Origin of the sequence: Streptomyces sp. NPDC048696 (assembly GCF_043198895.1) — a bacterium.
GTDB lineage: Bacteria > Actinomycetota > Actinomycetes > Streptomycetales > Streptomycetaceae > Streptomyces.
Genome location: NZ_JBICVJ010000002.1, coordinates 498,101 through 518,242 on the forward strand (window position 1 = coordinate 498,101; position 20,142 = coordinate 518,242).

Consider the following 20,142-nt stretch of genomic DNA (forward strand, 5'->3'; position numbering starts at 1 on the left):
AACGCGATCAGGCTGCGTTCGGTGACACCTCATCTTGGGAAGTTGCCTCGACCACACGCAGGTGCCTACTTCCTGCAGCCTCCGCGCCGCAGGCGGGCGTCACCTCAAGACGGGTCTCGCCTGCGTCTTGAGGCGGGGCCTCGGGTTCGTCCGTACGAACCGGAGTCGCCCCCTGCACGGACTCCGTTTCGCCGTCGGGCTTCTCGACACCGTTTCGGCGTGGCACCAAATCGACGGGGGCATTGGCAGCTGCCTGCTCGAACTGCGGCAGCAGGCTGGTGTAGGTGTCGGCGGTGAGCTGGTAGTTGCTGTGCCCAAGCAACGCTTGAATCGCCTTCATGGAGAGGCCGGCGGCCAGGCTGAGTGATGCGGCGCAGTGCCGCAGGTCGTGCAGGCGGACCGGAGGCAAGCCCATGCGCTGGATGAATCTGCGGAACGACTGGGAAACGTTCGTTGGGTGGTGGGGGCGGCCATCGGGCCTGGTGAACACATAGCCAGAGTCGACATACGGTGCATGGTCCTTCGGGTCTGCCCGGTGCTTCTTCTCCCATTCAGCGCGCTGGGCCCTCTGTACGTCGCGCCATGCGGTGAGCAAGGCGAGGGTGGCGTAGTCGACAGCGACAGCTCGGCGGCCGCTGCGACTTTTGGGCGTGTCCTCCCACACGGAGTAGGAGGAGTCGGCGACGAGCTGTTCCGAAATGTGGAGTACTCCTGTGGTCAGGTCGAGTTCGGTCCAGGGGAGGCCCGTTGCCTCGCCTCGTCTGGGCGCCCTGTACACCATCAGATGCCACATGATGTATAGAGGGTGGTTGACCGCCGCGTCGAGGAACTGCCCTGTCTGCTCGGGGGTCCAGACCATGACCGAGCTGGGCTTCTTACCTGTTTCGCGCCAACGGGCTACGCGTTCGTCGGTCCACACCAGCGGTTCTGGTCGCTCGTATTTGGGTATCACAACGAGCTTGGCCCAGTTCTGTGCAACCAGTTTTTCGGCGACGGCATCCTTGAGTACGGCTGAGAGGCAGTCGAGGAGCCTCTTCTGCGTGCCGGGCCCAGTGTTTTGGCGAGGTTTCTGGCGGGCTTCCTTGAGGGTCTCGCGGGCTTGGCGCCACGCCTGGCGGAGCTCCGGTGGCCTCGGGGTGGGCGCTTGCCGCCATGCTTGGTAGGCCGCGTCGCATTCGAGTCGGGCGGCCTCAGCGGCCTCCTGGTTCGCCTGCTTCACTTCGTTGAGGGCCCATATTTGCTGGAACATCTCTTGGATGTGGCGGTCGCGGAGGTCCCGGATTCCTAGGTGACCGAGGGCGGGCTTGAAGACGCGGTCGATGAAGTCACGGTATTGGGTACGGGTCTTGCGCTTGAGGTCAACGCGCTTGGTGTGCCAGCGGTCGAGGTATTCAGCGACCGTCTCCTTGGTGTCGACGTCTATGCCACTTTGGGCTTGGTCCCAGAGCTTCTGCGCCTCCTCCTTGGCCTTCGTCCGGGTGAGGAAGCCACCTTTGCGCGGTCGCCTGCGCTTGCCTCCGGGGCCGTCAGGGAGCTTGACGTAGTAGTACCAGGTTCCGTGGTCGCGCTTCTTCAACAGCGGGCAGGCTGAGCCCAGTTCGTGGACCTTCGGGTTGCCCCTGGAGTCGAAGACAGGTTCGCCGTGGTCATCGAGCTTGGGTTCAGTGCACTTGCACCTCTTGTACGTACTGCCATCGAACACGCGAGTTCCCCCTGTTGAGCTGGGATGTCCTTACGTATCCCGATCTTTCTGTAGCGAAGGAGACGCTTCCTTGGCCGACGTATGCTTCCGGTCAGGTGGCGCGGGGATGAAGGATTTGACCACCTATGACCTCATCTGTGATTGCTGCACGTCGGAGCGATGGTGTGAAGGGCGGCATGACGCTGGAGGAGGTGCTGGCGCTGCCTGTGAGCGTGAGTGTGTCCACGGCGGCGAAGGCGTTCGGCATTGGACCTGACAAGGCGTACGGCCTGATCAAGGCTGGAGCGTTCCCGGCGAAGACCATCCCAGTCGGAGACACCCTGAAGGTCGCGACGGTGACGATCTGGCGGGCTCTCGGCATTGAGCCCTAACAGGATTGACAGGGGCCTATTTAGCCAACGCCCCGCCCCGCGGACAAGACAGCGAGGCGCGCCGGTCACCAGCCGCGCCTCCACAGAAGGCGCGACTGCCCCAACGACAGGACAGGTCATGTGAGCCGCGTCACATGAAAACCATACCGTCTTCCCCGATATCTCTCTAACCTGCCGAAATGCTTTGACAGCCTCCAGCGCGGCACTCACGGGGGAGATTCGGGGACACCATCCCAAGTACATTGACCTATTACGGAGCTAAGCGACTGCTACTGGGCAAGGCAGTGGCGCTCCCGAGGGATGGAGAGTCATGGCACGGCTGTCGGGCTACGCAAGTGCCGGCGTGCTGAACCGTTCGGAAGCGCCGGGGCTTCGCGAAGCAGCCGTCCGCCTGTTCGGGGAGAGCAAGGCGGCCACGTGCCGCTGGCTCAACGGCACGGGCCACCGCACCACACGGGGCGGCGTATGGCGGCCCGAGACGCTGGACCGCGTCCTATCGAACCCACGCATCGCCGGGCTCGACTCCGAGGGCAACCCCCTCGGCTACGAGGAGACGGTGCTGGAGCCTGAGCTCTACCAGCGCCTGATGGCGCACTGGGCAGAGCAGCGAACCCAGCAGGGCGAGCGGCGCGAGGCATACGAGTACCTGCTGACGAGCGGTGCTTCCGCCTGCGGGGGCTGCGGCTGGTCCATGATCGGGGCTCGGGTAGACGGTGACGCCGCACCCTCCTACCGCTGCCCGACTCCCGAGCCGGGCGCCGTCTCGTGCGGCTCGGTGCGCATGAATGCGGATCGCCTGGAGACGGGTGTGGCCGAGGAAGTGCTGGCGGACCTGATGCGTCCGGGCTCCGCCGAGCGGCTGCTTCGTCTCCAGCAGGACGTACGGGAAGAGGTAGCGCGCCTTGATGCCCACGTTGGTGGCGGCGATGAGCGGCTGAAGAGCCTGAAGGCTCTTCGCGGCAACGGGACGCTGGTCGAGTCGGCATTCGTCGCCGCAGACAAGGAGACCCGCCGGGATCTTCGGGACGCGCGTGCGCGCCTGCGCTCGCTACGTCCCATGGCCGAGCTGCCAGTATCGGACGTCGTCAACTGGGTTCAGTGGTGGCAGGAAGCCTCTCGTGACGCGCAGCGTGCGTTGATCGGCCTGATCATCAGGCGGGTCCACGTCCTGCCTTCCGGTGGCGGCCGCCATCTCGACCCCATGGAGCGGGTCCGAATCGACTGGCGCCTGCCCGCCGCATAACCTCATTGTCCGAGCCCCGCGATAGCGGGGCTCGTCGTCTTGCCCGCATCACCTGCGCCACAGCCTGCAGCGCAGGCGACCACAGAACTGGATCTTGCTTTGACCGCGCCGCTCCTGCGCCCCCTGACCACGACGACCTGGGCGTGGGTCCACGAACGCACAGGGTGGGGCTACAGCAACGCCGGCCTCATCGCCTCGGGGGATCAAGCTCTGTTGGTGGACACGCAGTTCACCCTGGACTACACCCGCCAGCTGCTCAGCGAGATAGCAGCAGCGGTGCCGCACGCCCGCATCACGACCGTTGTGAACACCCACGGGAACGGTGATCACACCTGGGGCAATCAGCTCGTCGACGGGGCGGAGATCGTCACATCCGCCACCTCGGCGGCGCATCTGTGTCAGGAGATGGGACCCGGCCAACTGGCCGCGCTGAGCCGGGCGGAGCCCACCACGGCGGCGCACGCCTACATCGCGGAGCATTTCGGAGCCTTCGACTTCACGGGTGTTCAGGTGCTGGGGCCGACGCGGACCTTCAGCGGCTCCGAGAGTGTGAATGTCGGCGGTGTAAGCGTCGAGTTGATGGATCTCGGCCCCGGTCACAGCGCCGGAGATGTGGCCGTGCACGTGCCGGCCGATGGCGTGGTGTTCACCGGTGACGCCGTCTTCAACGGGTCGCACATGGTCGTGTGGTCGCAGCACTTGAGCCCGTGCATCCTCGCCTGCGACCAGCTCTTGGCGACCGGCGCCGACACGTTCGTGCCGGGGCACGGGCCTGTGACCGGGCGGGCCGGGATGACCGGCTTCCGGGACTACCTGGAGCGTGTGTGGCTCCAGGCGAGTGCCCATGCTGCGGCGGGGGTGGAACTCGCGGACGCCGCCCGCCTGGTGTTCGAGGACCAGGCAGGCGGCTGGGAGCATCCGGAGCGGCTGTTCACAGCCGTTGCCGCCGCCTACCGCGAGGCTGGTGTCGACGGCATCGCCTCGGGGACGATGGCGTGCGTCGAGGGAATGGCTGAGCTCGCGGCGGCTTCCGCCACTTGTTCGGCGTCGGCGGGCACGACGACCATGAGTCGCTGACTGCGGTCGCTGAGGGGCGCGTAGGCGCGAAAGATCACTTTGTGCTCTTCGTCGCCGTGGTGCGGCAGGTAGAGCGAACGGACGTCGCCGTCGGGGTGGTTCACGGCGGTGAGGTCTTCGCTGAGGATGCGGGCGGCGACTCGGTCGCGTTCCTTGATCTCGGCGATCACCTGGGCCAGACGCTTGTTGCCCGGGTCTTCGAGAGCCCGCAGCCGCAGCTGGGAGGCCATCGGCTTGGCCCACTCTTCTTCCCAGTTGATCAGCTGGAGGCGGGCCTCAGGGTAAGTGAGGGCCCACAGCATGATGTTGACGCCGTGCTTCATCCACGGCCAGTCGCGTTCGCATGCCTCGTTGTAGAGCAGGACGTCCCAGGCCCAGTCAGATATGTAGGCGGCCCAGGGCTGCACCCGGATCAGGCTGGCCGTGGTGGGGTCGACGATGGCCTCGGGCTGGAATCGCAGGGGCGGTTCGTGGCCGAGGGTGTACACGTACAGGGTGTGGCGCTGGTGATCGTCGAGCCCGAGGATGCGGACGATGTTCTCCAGCCACCGCTCCGATGGCTTGTCGATCCGGCCGGCTTCGAGCTTGCGGTAGTAGTCACCAGAGACGCCCGTGAGCGGGCCCATCTCGTTCTGGGTGACGCCGGGCTTGGTGCGGGGCCCGAACTTGGCCGTGAAACCGGGTACCTGGTTTGGATCGCGCTGAGCACGCCAGTCCCGAAGGAAACGGGCGATTGGCACGTTGACGGACATGCGCGTTCCACTCCCCATCAAAGGTAAAGAAAGACAAAAGGTTAGACGGAACTTTAACGCTATGTCAGCTGATGTCCCGCCACGGCCGATCGACTCGCCACTCTCACCTCACTACACAATATGGGGTAATTCCGGCATAGCAGACCCTCGCACTAGCTGGATCGGCACACCCGCAACCGGAACCCTGGAAACCGGTCCAGATGGTTCCTGTCTGTTGCGAAAACGGACCGACCAGTCGGTGCAAAGGTAGAGGCACCCCGGAGGAGCGGGAACCTCCGGACGGTGCCAACGGCCCCGCCCTTCGCAACGCAGGCGGCTGCCGACCGGACCCACAACGATCTGAAAGGGTGGTCCCCGCATGGGCCGCAGCGTCTTCATCACCGGTGGCAACCGAGGCATCGGCCTCGCCATAGCCCAGGCCATGGCGGCCGACGGAGACCGGGTGGCTGTCACCTACCGCTCCGGGGAGCCGCCGACTGGCATACTCGGCGTGCAGTGCGACGTCACGGTGCCTGAGGATGTCGAACTCGCCTTCAAGCAGGTCGAGGCCGAGCACGGTCCGGTGGAAGTGCTCGTCGCGAACGCCGGCATCACCCGCGATGGGCTTCTGATGCGCATGCCCGAAGAGGACTTCGCAGCGGTCATCGAGACCAACCTGACGGCAGCCTTCCGCGTGGCCAAGCGGGCCAGCCGCGGCATGCTGAGGGCCCGGAAGGGCCGGATGATCTTCATCTCCTCGGCCGTCGCAATGCTAGGTGAGGCTGGGCAGTCCAACTATGCAGCTTCCAAGGCGGGCTTGATCGGGTTCTCCCGCTCACTGGCCAGGGAGCTCGGCTCACGCGGCATCACCTCCAACGTCGTGGCTCCAGGCCTGACCCAGACAGACATGACGGCCGTGCTGCCCGAGGAGCGCATCGACGCCCTTGTCGCGCAGATTCCGCTGCGCTCGGCGGCGCAGCCCGAGGACATCGCCGCCGCCGTGCGTTTCCTCTCCAGCGACGATGCTTCGTACATCACCGGCGCGGTCCTGCCGGTCGATGGCGGCGTCGGCATGGGCCACTGACCTCAACGCCCTCCGGAAACCGGATTCCTGGCACGCGTGCCGATGGGATTCCGGCGCCCTGGAGTCGCCCGCGGCACGGCGGGCTGCGCGATGCACGGAGCTGAGGGGGGAATCAGCTTCGCTGGATGAGGGAGCGAAGTGATTGATGCGCAGCGCATCTTGGCGCTGGCGAAGAGGCCGCGGCGCGAGTGGGCGCCTACGGAGGGACGGGGCGCAGCGCCGTCGCAGGGGCTGAGTGGCTTATCCGCGGAGGACCGGCTGGCGATGCCGGTCGCCTGGAGCCTCGGCTCCTGCCGGACGCTCATCAGACCGGCACTGCGGACCGAGGAGCCGCACGACCAGGACAAGCGGCCCGCTCAGGTGTGTGCCCGCTGCCCGATCTTTGAAGACTGCTCCGCCGCCCTGGCGGCCGGAGTACCCGCGCAGGTGCGGGAATGGCGTGAGCGTGTGGACGGGGGTCAGGCGCTCGCGCCGTGAGGAGGGGAGTTTGTGGGGCGCCGGGGAACCGGCGCCCCACAGCCACGTTCCCGCCACCCCAGGCACCGGTCCCGCATGTGCTCCAGATCACACGGGGTTGGATTACCCGGAGTGGACCTTCCATATAAAGATAGTAGAATTTAGATGTCAGACAGGGGAACCCCTCCTAACGAACCCTCTTGGAGTCACCATGCTGCGCACCCTGAAGATGTCCCAGGTACACCGCAACCCGCGCCAGCCGCGCGAGTACTTCAACGAGGACGCCTTGCGCGAACTCGCCACTTCCATCGAGAAGTACGGGCAGATGCAGGCCATCGAAGTCCGCCCCGACAACGACCAGGGCGGCTACGAGATCGTCGCGGGCGAGCGCCGGTGGCGCGCCCTCCAGATCCTTGGCCGCACCACCATCAAGGCCACCGTCATCTCGGAGAAGTCGGAGATCCGGCGGTTCAAGCGGTCCATGTCGGAGAACGTCAACCGCGAGGACATGACGCCCTTCGAAGAAGCCCACGGCTACCAGCGAATCCTGGACGACGAGGAAGGGGCCACGATCGAATCGGTCGCCGCCGATTTCGGCAAGACCACCACCTACGTCAAGCTGCGTCTCCAGCTCCTGGACTTGCGCACCGAGTTCCAGCAGCTCGTCCAGGACGGCAAGGTCGGCACCCAGGCAGCGGTCAAGATCGCACAGCTCAGCCTTGCCAACCAGGGGGCATTGCTGTCGAAGTTCGTGCGCGGTGAGTTCAAGTCGGACAACGAGCTGGTCCACTTCGCCTTCGCGATGCGCCAGCAGCAGGATCAGGCAGTGATGATGATCGTGGAAGGCCTGACCGAGGAACAGCGTGCGGAGCGGGCCGTCGCACAGAAGAAGACGCAGACGGCGCTCGATGACATCGAGCGACTGTGCGCCAAGCTCGACGAGATCGCCAAGACCGACGAGGTCAAGCTGGCGCAGGCGCTGGAGGGGCAGTTCGCGGCGCGGATGGAGCAGCTGGAGCGGGTCAGCGCGGCTCTGGCCAAGGCCAGGTTCCAGGTCAAGCAGGCCAAGGCACACGCCGAGGCCAAGGACCTGGTGACCATCAACCCTGCGGCGCAGGCTCCGGAACACGAGCCGGTCGCCGCCTGATACCAGCACGCGGCCCGCACCGGCGGGCCGCAGCGCCCCACCCTCACTCATGGGGCGGCACCAGCGCCGCCCGGACCGGAGACTCCATGCACAACGAATCCAGCAGCCGCCCAGAGTGGGAAGCAATGAACCGAGCGGACTTCGACACCGCCGCTCCTTATACGCTGCACGGCGCAACCGGACCGGTGCGCGTGCCCGCCACTACTGATAGATCGGGCACCGAAGCCCTATCCGGCCACCCCGTCCCCCCACGCCAGCGCCGCAAGCCGCCCACCGACCCGGGCAGCGTCGTCGGCCAAGACGAGCTGTTCTGAACACCTGTCACCGCCACGCACCAGAAAGGGAGATCATGAACATCGCCATAGTCCCGCCGGTCAGCCACTTCGACCTGTACGGCCGCGACGCCCCCGAGTGCGGGACCTGCGAAGGAAGCGGGCAGTCCAGCTACCTTCACGGCCCCTACGAGACGACACGCGAGTGCCCGGACTGCTACGGCACCGGCCGGTTCGCCCGCTGCCCCAGCTGCCTTGACGGCACGACGTGGGAAACCGGCGACACCTGCCCCACATGCGACGGCTACACCTCCCTCCATTAACCCTTAATAGGCCACATCAAAAGATTGGAAGAAAGGTGCATCTCGGCGACACCCTCACACGGGAAGCTCTCACCACAGGCACCAGCGTCACCCGCAGCCCCGCCCCAGCAGGACTACTCCGCCTCGCCATTCGCACGCCCCACGGCATCCAATACTTCGAACGCCCCGCGAACGGCGGCCCGGACGACTGGCGGGCCACCGATCTCGAAGGCGACCACGCCGGCTTCAGCTTCAATGAGCCTGTCAGCAATGCCTGGGGGCGCGGCCTCGACCTGCTCTCGACAGCCTGAGACCCTGCCGATCACGCCGATACCCACAGGTTCGCGGGCCATCAATCGCGCCCACCTCAAAACCAACCACCGCTTTCTGTACGGGCAGTTCATGCCCGATGGGAATGACGGAGTCTCTCACGAGCCAGCGACTCGTGAGGGTGATCCGGTCCGGCACACATCGCGCAGTGGTCTATCGCGAGGACGAACTCACCCAACTCGACCGAGCATCAGAGAAGAAGGCACGTGGATCTCACCGAAGGAACCAGAGTTACCCCGAGCACTCCCCTACCCCGGGGTCTCTTTACACCGCGCGGCAACGTCACCGGACACGGCATCGACGAGGCGACCGGCGAGCTGGTCATCACCGTGCACTGGACCGGCGTGACGAAGGGGTACACCTACGATCCGAGCGAACTGGACACAGATCACACGCATCACAAATAGGCCCCTGCAAAAATCCATGTTAGTTTCTTGCTTGTTGGTCGAGCCCAGGCAGGCCCCGACCAACGTTCCGACCTCCGGACGGGCAGCGACCCCCCGCGCCCAGCCCGTCCGGACCGGCTCGTCCGATACGAGCCACCCCTCCGGCCGGGACTCGCACCCCACTGCGAGTCCCGGCCCACCCATGGAGATACCGATGCCTGCAACCACCACCCCATTCGACGAACTCGCCTACGAGCAGTACGGCCATCCCCTCTCTGAACTCCTCGGTGAGCGGTACTCCGTCCAACAAGTACTCCAGGACCGGCACCGCAGGCTGAACAAGCCGCAGACGTCACCCCGGAGCGAACCCCGTCCCGACCCCAACGCAGCCCAGCACCGAGCCACCTTGGAAGCGGCCATCGCAACCTGGACCTACCGGCCGACCTCCACGTGACCGAAGAACAATTCCGCCGTCACGTCCGCCAGCTCGCACGGCTTCGCGGCTGGACACTCGCCTACCACACCCACAACTCTCGCCGATCCGACCCAGGATGGCCCGACGAGGTGTTCGGCCACACCAGCGCGCAGCGCACCCTGTTCGCCGAACTGAAGACCGACACCGGTCACATACGCCCAGCCCAGCGCGAATGGCTCAAGCACCTAGCGGCCTGCGGACTGGAAACCGCACTGTGGCGCCCCGAAGACCTCCCCCTGATCGTCGCCACGCTCGCCCCAGGCGGCCCACGCGCCCAGATCACCAACCGCCTCTGACGGAAAGCCCCCATGCTCCACACACGACAGTCCACGCCCCCTGCTCCCGGCTCCATTTGGTGCACGAGCTGCGACAGCTGGTTCAACGTCATCACCAACACCTGCCGCTGCAACAGCCGATGACCAACCACACCGCCAGCAACCTCTCCAAGCCCTCACCGACGAGGACCACACCTGGAAAGGCGCCCAGGCCCCCGGCATCGTTGGCCCACGGCGGCAGGGCTCTCCAGGAAGCCCTCGCCGAAATCGCTGGCCTCGCCAGCCTTCTGTGCGATCACCTCACAGACCGGCAATGGCAGATGGCCTCCCGTATCCGCGACCTCGCCGAAACCGCCCCAACTGCCGGAGCCTCCTGATGCACGCCCGCTTCGAACCGCTGCCCGCCGGCAGCACCCGCGTCCAGGCCGCACTTGACACCGCCGATGCCCTCCGTGCGCGGCCGGGAGAGTGGGCTCACCTCATCACGCGGGAGAACCGCAATAGGGCTGCCAACCTCAGCCATCGCATTCGTACCGGCGCGCATACAGCGTTCCGTCCAGCTGGGGCCTTCGAGGCCAAGACTTGCAGCAATCCCGATGGCACGGCGGATGTGTACGCACGATTCATCGGCGCCACAGCCCGAGCCATAGGGAAAACCCGTCAGTCAACACCGAAGGGCTAACCACCACTACCACTGAAGAGAAGAGGTAGTGGTGCTATCCGTGAGGCCCTGCGGCATCCCCCGAACGCAGGGCCTCACGCTTTGCCGCGATTACCTGTCTGCGAGGGCCCGCATGACAGCAATGTTGAGGCGCCAGGATTTATCAGTGCGCGTCGAACACATCGGTCTATGTCTCCAGGACGCCAACGATACGCGGCTGCCTGCCATGTTCCATGATGGATATGAACCCGGCCCGTTCCTGACCGCGCGAAAAGGCCGATTGGACATCACGAGCGCGGGGCATACGCACTATGCCCATTTCACTGTCGAGGTAGGGGACAACCAACTGTACGCACCTGAAGGTGACTGGGAGGAGGAGGCTTTGGCTTCCATCTTCTGTGCTGCGGGCCAGCTCTACGTGCGGTCACTGATGGGCGGCCCTGCAACGGACATGGTGCGCCTCTCAGAAGGACCGGCAACGTGATCTGTTGATCTTCTTGTCATCGGGGTCCCACAGGAAGTGGTAGCCGACGCCGCCCTCCTTGGTCCACTTCTCGGCCAGGGAACCGATGTTGTCGTAGCGCACGGTGCCGGCCACCTTGGCGCCGATCCTGGGCGGCACACCGGGCTGCTCGGCAACGGGAGGCGGAAGCAGGGTGACGCCGGGAGCCTTCCGTCCAGGCAGTCCACGGGACCCGAAGGCCATGTCCATGTCGACCCAAAGCGCCTGGCCGGCCTCCCCGCCGACCGGCCGCGCATCGCGGTCGCGGTCCCTCCACTGCTCGCTCGCGGGGTAGACACTCATGGCGTCCGTGCCCCAGCCCCTGACGCCGGGAAAGGAGAGGTACTGATAGGGGAGTTTGTTGTCGCACTTGCCGCCGACGTACACCGAGCCCTCGCCCGTGTGCTGCTCGACCGTCCAGTACTTCTGGAACTGCTCGATCTGGCCGGTGAAGATCGGCTCGCTACGGCCGTCCATCCAGACGGTGATCCCACCCCCCTTCTCCAGGAGCCGGGCCTGAAGGGTCCCGTCTTTGACCAGGAGCTGCCAGGTGCCCTGGGCGTTGTGACGATGATCAGGTCGAGTTTGATCCGGGTGTCCAGCTCGCCTATCCAATGAATCAGTCCGTCCTCGTCGGGACGGCCACGGACCTCAACTCGGTACCCCAATAGTTCCTCTCTTTCATTACCGACATCGCGTCGCCCACATTCCCGAGCTGGTGTCCAGTCATTTTTGCGAGGCAGCGTGTTCGGTCATGTTGCGTGGTGATCACGCCAAACAGGAAAACCGCAGCCCGATTTAGGGGTCGATGCTGATAGGCATGATGCCTGCCGCCCCACACAGGGGGCGGAATTTTTTGCGTCCAGGGGGGACGATGAAACAACTCCTCGGAAATACCCGTGCCCGCTCTATGGCGCTGGCCGCCTCCGCTTTGATCTGGCCGCTCGCGGCTCCGGCCGCGGCTCACGCCACACCGCCCGACCAACGCGTGGACACCTATGTACTGCCCTACGGCGCCCACGCTCCCTCGCTCGCGGAGCTGAAAAGCGGGCAGGGCCTGGCGAAACTGCGCGCCTTAGCCGACGACGGTGACACGCAGGCGCGGCTCGCGAAGGAGACGGTGGGACCCGCGGCCTCATTTGCTCCGCGCGCGAAGCGCGAGTCCGGGCGCCCCGCACCCGTGACGAGGCAAGAAGTGGCGGGGGCAGTGTCCCTGCCGGACCCGCCGCGCACGATGACTGCGGCAGAGTGCGTGGCGGGGCTGGGCACGACGAACAAGTTCTTCGTCAAGTCCCGCTACGCCGTCTGCTCGGGCGCCTCGTTCAACCAGACCTGGCTTCAGAACCGCAAGCCGGTCGGGGAAAGCCACTTCAACGTCGTGGTGATCGCGACGGTCCCGTCTGTCAGCCGTGACGTGCAGCTCACCTACCAGTTCACCGACATGCTCTCCACCGGGCAGACGGGGGTTGCGACCACGGGCATCGAAAGCTCGGCGACGATTGCCAGGAGCTGGCCCTCCAGCGTCCAGTACAGCTGGGGCGACACACAACTGCCGGTCTCCAAGCCGTGGGTGGCCCTGCGCAACAACGGCACCTTCAGCCACACCATAACCGCCCCTGCGGGGGAGGGCGGCGGCGGTGCGTCAATGGACTTGATCAACGCCGTCTACCAGCCTTCCTTCAAGATCAAGCCGCCGATGGCCTGGAAGCTCGATGGTGCCACGGGCGGGGAGCCCTTCTGGCTCGCCCTGCGGTGGGACAAGGCGCCCTACCTCCCCAACGCGAACACGGGCGCAGCCAGCCTCGCTTACCAGACGCCCCTGGTGTACAGCGCGGCCGATGACGCGCCGGAGCGCGGCGTGGCCCGCCACATCGAGAAGGCGTTCACCAACCCCGGCCAGACCCAGCCGCCCAACTCCCAGAAGAAGGTCCCGGGCCAGAGCCCCGACGACCCGCTGTACCGGCTCTACGGCGACACCAAGCGCCGAGAGGCGAACTACAACAAGTCCCGGTACAACTGCCTGAAGTACTTCGGGGACGACTACGCCAAGAACGGCGACGAGTGCGACGAATACCCGTTCCAGAGCACCTACCAAGGAGCGGCTGCTGGGGACTACGACCCGCACCAGTTGCGGGACAACTTCAGCGTCATGGCCGTCCCCGGGGTCGAGAACGGGGCTGCGGGGAATCTCCTGCTTGACTTCTACAACAAGAACCGGGTCATCGACGGCCCTGACGACGGCTTCTGGGTGCAGATCACGCACTGAGCAGTGTGATGGCCGGGGCCGGTGCGCGGCAGCGTACCGGCCCCGTGCGGCTATGCGGCGGGCCAGAACTGGGCGGTATACCGCTCTACGTTGTGGGCGGCACGGTGCAGCGTCTCGGCGGCTACCTCAGTCCGGCCGGTACACAGCAGGCGCACCTCCCAGGTGGCCGGAGCCTGCGGAAGGTGTACGTCATCGGTGGCCGGCCCACCGCTCGTCCCGTGCAGGCGAAGCTGGCCTGAGACGCAGTGGAGCGATGCGGTACCGCGTTCATCCCATTCGCCTTCGGGCTCGGATGGCGGTCCGTCCCAGACCTCCACGGTGAAGTGGGCCGTGTGCGTGTGCCCGGCACTGCGGATGTCCAGACGGCCCGGAAACGGCTTCAGGAACACCTCGGGGTCGTACCCGTCGGGGAAGGGGTGCGACATCCAACTGGTGTCGCGGTCTTCGAGACAGATGGCGAAGTGTTCCACGTACACCGATAACTCCTGGTGCTTGATCATCGCGGCCATGCGTGTCCTCACAGTCAGCTGATCCTGCCCCGCATCCTAGGCCGCCCTGCTCCTAGTAGGTCTCGTAGCGAGGGTTGATGGTCCTGCGCAGCGTCGTGTTCGGGCTGCCGGGAACCAGCTCGATGCCCATCTCGGATCGGCCGACGGGCAGCGGCCACAGTGAGGGGGCTTTGTCCAGGTCGAGCTAGTAGTTCTTGCCTTGATCGTCTTGGGCCGTCTTGAATCCGGGGCGGGTGTCGACGGTGAGCGTTCTGCCTCCGGGGACGGCCTCCTTGGTGCCCCGGGTGATGCCGAAGGACCGGTTTCCGAGTGTGAGCTTGAAGCTCTTCACCGGGCCGTGGACCTGCGATTGCGGCACGATTGGTGTGCTGTGGTCACGGTGAGGGCGCCGGTGGAGGCGGTGTGACCGAGTGCGGTGAGTGCCGGGGTGGTGTCCCAGAGGGTCGCGCCGATCCGGCTCCTGCTGGCCGGTCGCCTCCGCGAGCACGGCGTTCGTCATGGACCAGCGTTTCTTGAGGAGGGCGACGACGAGCTTGTCTTCACCGAGCACGACAGCTACTTCCGGGGGATCTACCACCGCGCCGACAGCCCCGACGGAAAGATCGAGATCCAGCCCAACTCGATTCCCGGCGACGATGACGAAGACGACCTCTACGCCGCCGAACACCCGACGGTTCAGATCCTTGTGCTGACGCTCACCCCGGCTCCCGTCCCCAACCCGCGGGGCCAACTGGACGCCATCGAAGGGCTCGAACACCTGAAGCGCGAGTCACTGTGAAGCTACTGGTCCACAGTTTTTGGCAATTGCTCCTTGACTGCTTCTCTTCGTTCCCCGGTTCACAGCTTCGACCCCCTAGGCTCAATCCTGGGCGCGGGGCTGGAGTCCCGTGTCCCCTGCCACTTCACGCATCCCGGCTTCGCTCGCAGATCTGACCGTCGGCATCGACGAACTGGCTGCGTACCACCGCAATCCACGAACTGGGGATCTCGACGCCATCGCCGAGTCGTTGTCGACTCATGGCCAGTACAAGCCGATCGTCGTCAACATCGGTTCTCTGACCGGCCGCCCGAACGAAGTCCTCGCGGGCAACCACACTTTGAAGGCGGCCCAGCGCCTGGGCTGGCCGGACATCGCGGTGACGTGGCTGGACGTCGACGACGACACCGCAGCGAAGATCGTGATCGTCGACAACCGCACCAGCGATCTCGCCGGGTACGACAGCGTCCTGCTGGCCGACATCCTCACCGCGCTCCCGGACCTCGACGGCACCGGCTACGACCAGAACGCCCTCGATGACCTCCTCGACGCGGTCGAGATTCCCAGCATCGTGGCCGCTGACACGGTTCCCCCCGAGGGCGAGAGGATCACCAACACCCATCTTCAGTGGGGCTATATGCAGTGGGGTGCCACGCGGGTGCAGATCGCCAAGGAGGAAGTCGAGCGTCTGGACGCCGTGCACGCCGCCTTCTACGACCGGCAGGGCACCGACACCGGCTTCGCGCACTACCTCCTCGACACTCGCCAGGAGGAGGTGACTGGCGCTGCCTAGGTTCATCGCCGACTACCCGCTCGCCGGTCTCAAACCGGCCCCCTACAACCCGCGGCGCCTGTCCCCGGAGGCATTCGACCGGCTGAAGCAATCACTGCGGCTGTTCGGCTGCGTCAAGCCGGTCATCGTCAACGGCAACGGCATTCTGGTCGCCGGCCACCAGCGCACCAAGTCCCTCAAGGCGCTCGGCATCGACCAGGTCCCGGCGCTGCTGCTCGACGCGCACGTCACCACACAGGACGAAGTCCAGTTCAACCTCCTGCACAACTCCGTCGAGACCGACGGCTCCAAGGTCCGGGTACCGGCCGCCGATGACAGCGTGCACGGCTGGCAGCACCTCGATCCCGCGGACGTCACCGTTGTCTCGCGCGGCAACGCGACCGTGCGGGAGGAGATCACCCGGCTGGTGGTCCGCTACGGCGAGTGGGGCTCGATCGTCGCGGATCACAACGGTCGGGTGATCCTCAACCAGGACTACGCCGTCGTCGCCACCGATCTCCGCAAGCCTCTGCTGTGCTACCGCGTCTCCGTCCAGGAGGCCGACGAACTGATGCAGTGGCTGGAGGGGGACTACGGCGTCTACGACTACACCGCGCTCGGGATCAAGGCGTACAACCAACACTGGTGCCAGATGCACCGCCTCGGCGGGAACGAGAGCAGGTCCAACAAGTCCGCGGTCTACGAGCAGCACGTCATCCCCGAGCTGAGCCGGGGGCAGCGGATCGTGGACTTCGGGGCCGGTGAACTCGCCTACATCCAGTCCTTGAAGATGGCGGGTTGGGATGCCCATTGGTACGAGCCGCACGTCAAAGCCACGGGGAAGCAGAATGCCCTCGACGTGGCCGCGACCGTGTCCCACATCCGTGACCTCCAGCGGGACGTCCAGGCGAACGGCCTGTACGACGTGGTGGTCCTCGACAGCGTGCTCAACTCCGTCACCTCGCTTGACTTCGAACAGCACGTCGTCGCGGCCTGCAGTTCGCTGCTCAGCAAGACGGGGACGTTCTACACCGGCACCAGGTCCCTGGACTCGGTCACGCGGCGCGCCGGGGGAAGCAAGTCCCGCAACAACCGCTACCGCCGCAACCTGGAATTCCTCGACGAGAACGGCTTCTCCGCCACCTTCCGGACGGGCGTGTGGACGATGCAGCGGTTCCACACCCCAAAGTCCCTCCACAACCTGCTTTCGCGGTACTTCGGGGAGGTCCAGCTCGTCGGCAAGTCAGGCGGCTCCCTCATGGCGAAGTGCCGCAACCCGCTGCCGCTGCCCCCTGAGCAGCGGCGCCTCGCGCTCGACACCGAATTCAACATGGAATACCCGAACGGCTACCGACACAATCGCCACAAGGCACTCATGGATACCCTCATGAAGGAATGCCGAACACGCGACGGAAACTCGAACCAGCGGTAGCAAATGGATATAATTAGGGGGTATTCGTACAGGTAGACGGAGGGGAAATGAACGATCCAAAGATTCGAATCCGGCAAGGGCGGCGACAATATCGATATCTTTGGCTGAAGAATGTCACGGGTATCGATCTCAGTCGCCACTGCGCCCGCAGCCTCCACGGCGCCTACGACCGGCATGTCAGCCCCGAGGCCACAGACATCGAGGTGACGCTTACCTCGTCGCCGCACACACTGGCGTGGTACCTGTGCGGGGTCACCATTCATCCGTACCGATGGGAGGAGAACCCCCACCTCGCGCTTGAGGCGGCCCCCGGACACACCGAGGAACTCGGCGTACAGGACCTCACCGTCGAGATCAGCGGCCTGCGTCCCATCTCCTTCAGCGAGGACTGCATCGACGCCACACACCCGCACGCCCACGACCGGGAATTTCGCACCTGTCGCAACTGGCAATTCGCCCACCACCTCAAGAACGAAGGCGTTCCAGATGTTCGGGGCAATCGCCCCCGCGGCACCACGCTCAGAGGAGTTTTCGGACAGCTCCCCCTGAACTGACTGAATGAATGAGGAACGGCCCGCACACCTGCGGGCCGTTCCTCATTCAACAAAGCAATGTATGACTCCAGGCGCGTCGCAGGTCGCCAGTACACCAGGTTGACACACTGACGACCTGGCGAATAATGGACGCTTCACCGGAGGTGAAGATGCTCAGGGGAATGAAGTCGTTCCTGGAGCTTAACTTTCAGGGACAGTCTTTCGGGTGCCCTCAATTGCGGGCGCTCCCGTTATGGCATCCTGAAAAGCTGGACGTGCCATTCGAGGAACATTCGATTCGTCGGGTGGAGTGGGAGCCATCCGAAGAGTCCGGCGCCCATCCGTTTGACTTTCCACTTCGTTGTGCGCCAGGCAGGGGAGTGATCGCCCCGTATGCCCGTGCCGTCCACGAGCCGGCCAAGACATTCGCCGACCAGGTCGTGGACGTCGTCCGGTGGATGGAAGCCAACGGAGCGCGCCTGGCGACCGGTGCCAACTGTCTGATCAGGGGGTCGCCACTCAGTCGCCTTCCTCGGTCAAAGCGATGGTCTCCGCGAAACCGGGAGCGAACACCTTGTGGGCGGGGTCGGTCTCTTCGCGGGCAGCCTGCCGGAAGAGGCGGATCAACTCCTGCCGGTCCTCGGCGGGTGCCTGGTCCAGCCGCCTCAGCAAGGTCTCCGTCCAAGTACTGGTGATCGTAGCGGCGTCATCGTCGTCGATGGTGTCCTCGTCGGCGAGATCGATGCTGCCGAGCAGAGCGAGGTACGCGGCTGCGAGAACCTGGGTTGGGGTCGTTGACGAACCGGCCGTGGCTAGCGGTTTGTCTGGGAGCGGGCAGAGTTCATCGGCCAGCTCCAGCGGTGACCGGTCTGCCGCCCAGAAGCCCCGGCAGGCCATGTCCTGACTGTGCATCGCCCCGGCGAGCCTGCGGAACACGCGCGCGAGTTCCTGCCGGTCATCGTCCGCCAGACTGTGCAGGCCGTCCTGCACGATCCGGATGCCCCGGTCGGTGAGCCGAGCCTTTGCCTCCGCGCTGATACCGGCCCGTGCACCACGATCGTCGTCGCTTGGGTCGCAGGAGCGGATGGCGGCGATGAGACCGAGTACGCCCTCCGTGAGGATGTACGCGATGAACCACTGTCTCGGCTGCCGGCCCGCGACATGGATTCCCGAGGCCAGGTCGTTGACCTCGATCGCGTCACGCGTTCGGAAACCGGCAAGTACCAGCACGCTGTTGATCGCCGCGTCCATGAGCGAACTGATCCGCGCACTGTGCTCGATCACCGGCTCCCGCAGATCGAGCCGATCCGGCTCCATGAATCCCAGGACGGCCTCAGTCAGCGATTCTCCGGGATTCCAACCCACGTAGACACCGCCCGCGGGACCGTCCATCGTGTCGACGGAAACGCACGCGCCGACCTGCCTCTCGCTCGGGGCGTTGCGGTGTTCCACGTAAGCGGGGAGCCCTGCGTGCTGCAGTTCTCCGCATACCGCGTCCGCCAGCACGTGCCACTCGGCGATGACTTCTTCGGGAGCGTGCGGAATGCCGTTCTTCTCAGCGTTGGCCCGAACCTGGGGGGCTATGTACGTCAAAAGTCCTCCTGAGTCGGTCGTTGGCAGCGAGAAGACTCGGCCCGTAGGCTCACCGACCGCCTCGTGGATGCGGGGCCCTGCCGAAGCCAGAATCTCGGCAGGGCCCCGCAGACGAACGGGTTACGCAAGGGGGGTAGGCAAGATCCACAGGGCGAGCGGGTCCATGTCGTCCCGTTCCACGGTGAACCCGGCTGAGCGCAGAATCCCCGTCACTGCGGTCTGCACATGATCTGCCGCCTTTATGAAGTACTGGAAGGCAGGGCCCCCGTCCGGACGGCTCGCGTCGTACGCGCTGTGTACGGACGGGTCACATTTCCAGTAGACGGACGCTGCTGCCGGATGGTCCTCAAGGAGCTCGACGTCGATCTTTGCTCCTGGTGATGGGTCGTCGATTGTGCCCAGGCGGGCCGGCAGACCGGCCTTTCGCAGCTCATCGCACACCTGGCCAGCAAGTCTGGACTGCGCCTCGGCCACCTCCGCGGTGACGTGCTTGATTCCGAGGTCTTCGGGCGTCATGCCATCGAAGTTGATGTTGATCACGCCTTCGTTGGTTGCCAGGGTGCCGGATGTCTCAGGGTCCGGCACCCATCCGTGGGGACGGGTGCCGGACCCCGGTCCTTCTCAGCCTGCGGGTGACGTGTGCACGAGGGCGATCCAGGTGATGTTCTCATCAACAAACAGCTTCTTCATCGCGAGGTATGCCTCGTTCTCGGCAACGTCCCAGCGGATCGGCATGTTCACCCCTGCGGTCCAGGAGAATCGAAACTACGTTCCCGGTGGAACGAACGTGGGCCTCAATGCAGGTGGCAGGTCGGACATCATCCCGAATACTAGGACATGTTCCGGATTCATGCTGTCGTTCTCAAGCGTTGCGATAATTCCCGCCGACAAGAGGATCTTGATCAGTGCGCTCTGCATGTGGAGGCCGATTGTCCCGGGATATCGAACCACCGGCGCATCAGGATTGGAGGTGAGACTTTCGACAGCAGCCTGGACCATGCCAGGATCACACCTCCAGCCCACGGATACAGAGGCCGAGGCCGTCTCCGCGTCGGGTTGAAGGTAGACCACTGCGCCGGATTGATCCTCTGTGCCCGCTTCCTCTTCACGGAAGGCTGGCAGACCGGCACGCTGAAGCGCACGGATCACCTGGCTGGCCAGTTCGCCTCGGGCGGCGAGAACATCATCAGATGCGCGGATAAAGCCAAAATCGGACATAGCGTTTCTTCTTCCCCTGATGCGGTGTGGCGGGCATCGCAAGGACGC

Annotated in this window: 23 protein-coding genes and 2 pseudogenes; 17 read left to right on the forward strand and 8 right to left on the reverse strand. The window is 65.2% G+C overall.

From position 1 onward, the window contains the following. Window positions 1–7: 7 nt before the first annotated feature. Complete coding sequence (locus ACGFRG_RS05330) at window positions 8–1,702, reverse strand: tyrosine-type recombinase/integrase (RefSeq protein WP_393261480.1); 1,695 nt, start codon at window positions 1,700–1,702, stop codon at window positions 8–10. A gap of 125 nt (window positions 1,703–1,827) precedes the next feature. Between ACGFRG_RS05330 and ACGFRG_RS05335 the strand changes: the two genes are divergently transcribed. From ACGFRG_RS05335 to ACGFRG_RS05345, 3 genes are all read left to right on the forward strand, one after another. Next, window positions 1,828–2,073, forward strand: a complete 246-nt coding sequence (locus ACGFRG_RS05335) for a DNA-binding protein (protein ID WP_393261483.1) — start codon at window positions 1,828–1,830, stop codon at window positions 2,071–2,073. A 310-nt stretch (window positions 2,074–2,383) separates the two neighbouring features. Continuing rightward, window positions 2,384–3,316, forward strand: a complete 933-nt coding sequence (locus ACGFRG_RS05340) for a recombinase family protein (protein WP_393261486.1) — start codon at window positions 2,384–2,386, stop codon at window positions 3,314–3,316. Between the two features lie 99 nt (window positions 3,317–3,415). After that, a complete protein-coding gene (locus ACGFRG_RS05345) occupies window positions 3,416–4,393 on the forward strand; it encodes an MBL fold metallo-hydrolase (protein ID WP_393261489.1) in 978 nt (325 codons plus the stop codon). Between the two features lie 8 nt (window positions 4,394–4,401). On the opposite strand, the pseudogene ACGFRG_RS05350 reads toward ACGFRG_RS05345, so the two are convergent. Then, a pseudogene (locus tag ACGFRG_RS05350) lies at window positions 4,402–5,163 on the reverse strand (helix-turn-helix domain-containing protein); the annotation flags it as partial. A 340-nt stretch (window positions 5,164–5,503) separates the two neighbouring features. Between ACGFRG_RS05350 and fabG the strand changes: the two are divergent. The 8 genes from fabG to ACGFRG_RS05390 all read left to right on the forward strand — a co-directional run bounded on the left by fabG (window position 5,504) and on the right by ACGFRG_RS05390 (window position 10,996). After that, window positions 5,504–6,208 (forward strand): 3-oxoacyl-ACP reductase FabG, encoded by a 705-nt coding sequence (gene fabG, locus ACGFRG_RS05355; protein ID WP_393261492.1) that lies wholly within the window; start codon window positions 5,504–5,506, stop codon window positions 6,206–6,208. 667 nt (window positions 6,209–6,875) lie between these two features. Continuing rightward, window positions 6,876–7,811: a ParB/RepB/Spo0J family partition protein gene (locus ACGFRG_RS05360; RefSeq protein WP_393261494.1), complete on the forward strand. Its 936-nt coding sequence runs from the start codon at window positions 6,876–6,878 to the stop codon at window positions 7,809–7,811. 349 nt (window positions 7,812–8,160) lie between these two features. Beyond that, entirely contained in the window at window positions 8,161–8,406 is a 246-nt protein-coding gene (locus ACGFRG_RS05365) for a hypothetical protein (protein ID WP_393261497.1), read from the forward strand. Window positions 8,407–8,441: 35 nt separating this feature from the next. After that, on the forward strand, window positions 8,442–8,696 hold the full coding sequence (locus ACGFRG_RS05370) for a hypothetical protein (protein WP_393261500.1): 255 nt from the start codon (window positions 8,442–8,444) through the stop codon (window positions 8,694–8,696). A 225-nt stretch (window positions 8,697–8,921) separates the two neighbouring features. Next, window positions 8,922–9,122 (forward strand): hypothetical protein, encoded by a 201-nt coding sequence (locus ACGFRG_RS05375; protein WP_393261503.1) that lies wholly within the window; start codon window positions 8,922–8,924, stop codon window positions 9,120–9,122. 193 nt (window positions 9,123–9,315) lie between these two features. Further along, window positions 9,316–9,555: a hypothetical protein gene (locus tag ACGFRG_RS05380; protein ID WP_393261506.1), complete on the forward strand. Its 240-nt coding sequence runs from the start codon at window positions 9,316–9,318 to the stop codon at window positions 9,553–9,555. 110 nt (window positions 9,556–9,665) lie between these two features. Continuing rightward, window positions 9,666–9,872 (forward strand): hypothetical protein, encoded by a 207-nt coding sequence (locus ACGFRG_RS05385; protein WP_393261509.1) that lies wholly within the window; start codon window positions 9,666–9,668, stop codon window positions 9,870–9,872. Between the two features lie 806 nt (window positions 9,873–10,678). After that, on the forward strand, window positions 10,679–10,996 hold the full coding sequence (locus tag ACGFRG_RS05390) for a hypothetical protein (protein ID WP_393261512.1): 318 nt from the start codon (window positions 10,679–10,681) through the stop codon (window positions 10,994–10,996). On the opposite strand, the gene ACGFRG_RS05395 is transcribed toward ACGFRG_RS05390, so the two are convergent. Then, complete coding sequence (locus ACGFRG_RS05395; protein WP_393261515.1) at window positions 10,976–11,629, reverse strand: hypothetical protein; 654 nt, start codon at window positions 11,627–11,629, stop codon at window positions 10,976–10,978. The genes ACGFRG_RS05390 and ACGFRG_RS05395 overlap by 21 nt on opposite strands. A gap of 373 nt (window positions 11,630–12,002) precedes the next feature. On the opposite strand from ACGFRG_RS05395, the gene ACGFRG_RS05400 reads away from it, so the two are divergent. Then, window positions 12,003–13,280, forward strand: a complete 1,278-nt coding sequence (locus ACGFRG_RS05400) for a hypothetical protein (protein ID WP_393261518.1) — start codon at window positions 12,003–12,005, stop codon at window positions 13,278–13,280. A 50-nt stretch (window positions 13,281–13,330) separates the two neighbouring features. On the opposite strand, the gene ACGFRG_RS05405 is transcribed toward ACGFRG_RS05400, so the two are convergent. Both ACGFRG_RS05405 and ACGFRG_RS05410 read right to left on the reverse strand, forming a co-directional pair. Beyond that, window positions 13,331–13,789, reverse strand: coding sequence for a hypothetical protein (locus tag ACGFRG_RS05405; RefSeq protein ID WP_393261520.1), 459 nt, complete (start codon window positions 13,787–13,789; stop codon window positions 13,331–13,333). Window positions 13,790–13,973: 184 nt separating this feature from the next. After that, window positions 13,974–14,147 carry a hypothetical protein gene (locus tag ACGFRG_RS05410; protein ID WP_393261523.1) on the reverse strand — a complete coding sequence of 58 codons (174 nt, stop codon included), beginning with the start codon at window positions 14,145–14,147 and terminating at the stop codon, window positions 13,974–13,976. A gap of 57 nt (window positions 14,148–14,204) precedes the next feature. On the opposite strand from ACGFRG_RS05410, the gene ACGFRG_RS05415 reads away from it, so the two are divergent. The 5 genes and pseudogenes from ACGFRG_RS05415 (at window position 14,205) to ACGFRG_RS05435 (ending at window position 17,304) form a co-directional block, all read left to right on the forward strand. Further along, the gene (locus ACGFRG_RS05415) at window positions 14,205–14,567 is read left to right on the forward strand and encodes a hypothetical protein (protein ID WP_393261525.1); all 363 of its coding nucleotides are present in this window, start codon (window positions 14,205–14,207) and stop codon (window positions 14,565–14,567) included. 109 nt (window positions 14,568–14,676) lie between these two features. Beyond that, window positions 14,677–15,339, forward strand: coding sequence for a ParB/RepB/Spo0J family partition protein (locus ACGFRG_RS05420; RefSeq protein WP_393261526.1), 663 nt, complete (start codon window positions 14,677–14,679; stop codon window positions 15,337–15,339). A 58-nt stretch (window positions 15,340–15,397) separates the two neighbouring features. Then, a pseudogene (locus ACGFRG_RS05425) lies at window positions 15,398–15,547 on the forward strand (ParB N-terminal domain-containing protein); the annotation flags it as partial. Between the two features lie 111 nt (window positions 15,548–15,658). After that, a complete protein-coding gene (locus tag ACGFRG_RS05430) occupies window positions 15,659–16,750 on the forward strand; it encodes a hypothetical protein (protein ID WP_393261528.1) in 1,092 nt (363 codons plus the stop codon). Between the two features lie 47 nt (window positions 16,751–16,797). Further along, window positions 16,798–17,304, forward strand: a complete 507-nt coding sequence (locus tag ACGFRG_RS05435; RefSeq protein ID WP_393261530.1) for a hypothetical protein — start codon at window positions 16,798–16,800, stop codon at window positions 17,302–17,304. A gap of 498 nt (window positions 17,305–17,802) precedes the next feature. On the opposite strand, the gene ACGFRG_RS05440 is transcribed toward ACGFRG_RS05435, so the two are convergent. The 3 genes from ACGFRG_RS05440 to ACGFRG_RS05450 all read right to left on the reverse strand — a co-directional run bounded on the left by ACGFRG_RS05440 (window position 17,803) and on the right by ACGFRG_RS05450 (window position 20,094). Further along, window positions 17,803–18,876: a hypothetical protein gene (locus tag ACGFRG_RS05440; protein WP_393261532.1), complete on the reverse strand. Its 1,074-nt coding sequence runs from the start codon at window positions 18,874–18,876 to the stop codon at window positions 17,803–17,805. A 120-nt stretch (window positions 18,877–18,996) separates the two neighbouring features. Beyond that, window positions 18,997–19,416 carry a hypothetical protein gene (locus tag ACGFRG_RS05445; RefSeq protein WP_393261535.1) on the reverse strand — a complete coding sequence of 140 codons (420 nt, stop codon included), beginning with the start codon at window positions 19,414–19,416 and terminating at the stop codon, window positions 18,997–18,999. 225 nt (window positions 19,417–19,641) lie between these two features. Then, on the reverse strand, window positions 19,642–20,094 hold the full coding sequence (locus tag ACGFRG_RS05450; protein ID WP_393261538.1) for a hypothetical protein: 453 nt from the start codon (window positions 20,092–20,094) through the stop codon (window positions 19,642–19,644). Window positions 20,095–20,142 lie beyond the last annotated feature (48 nt).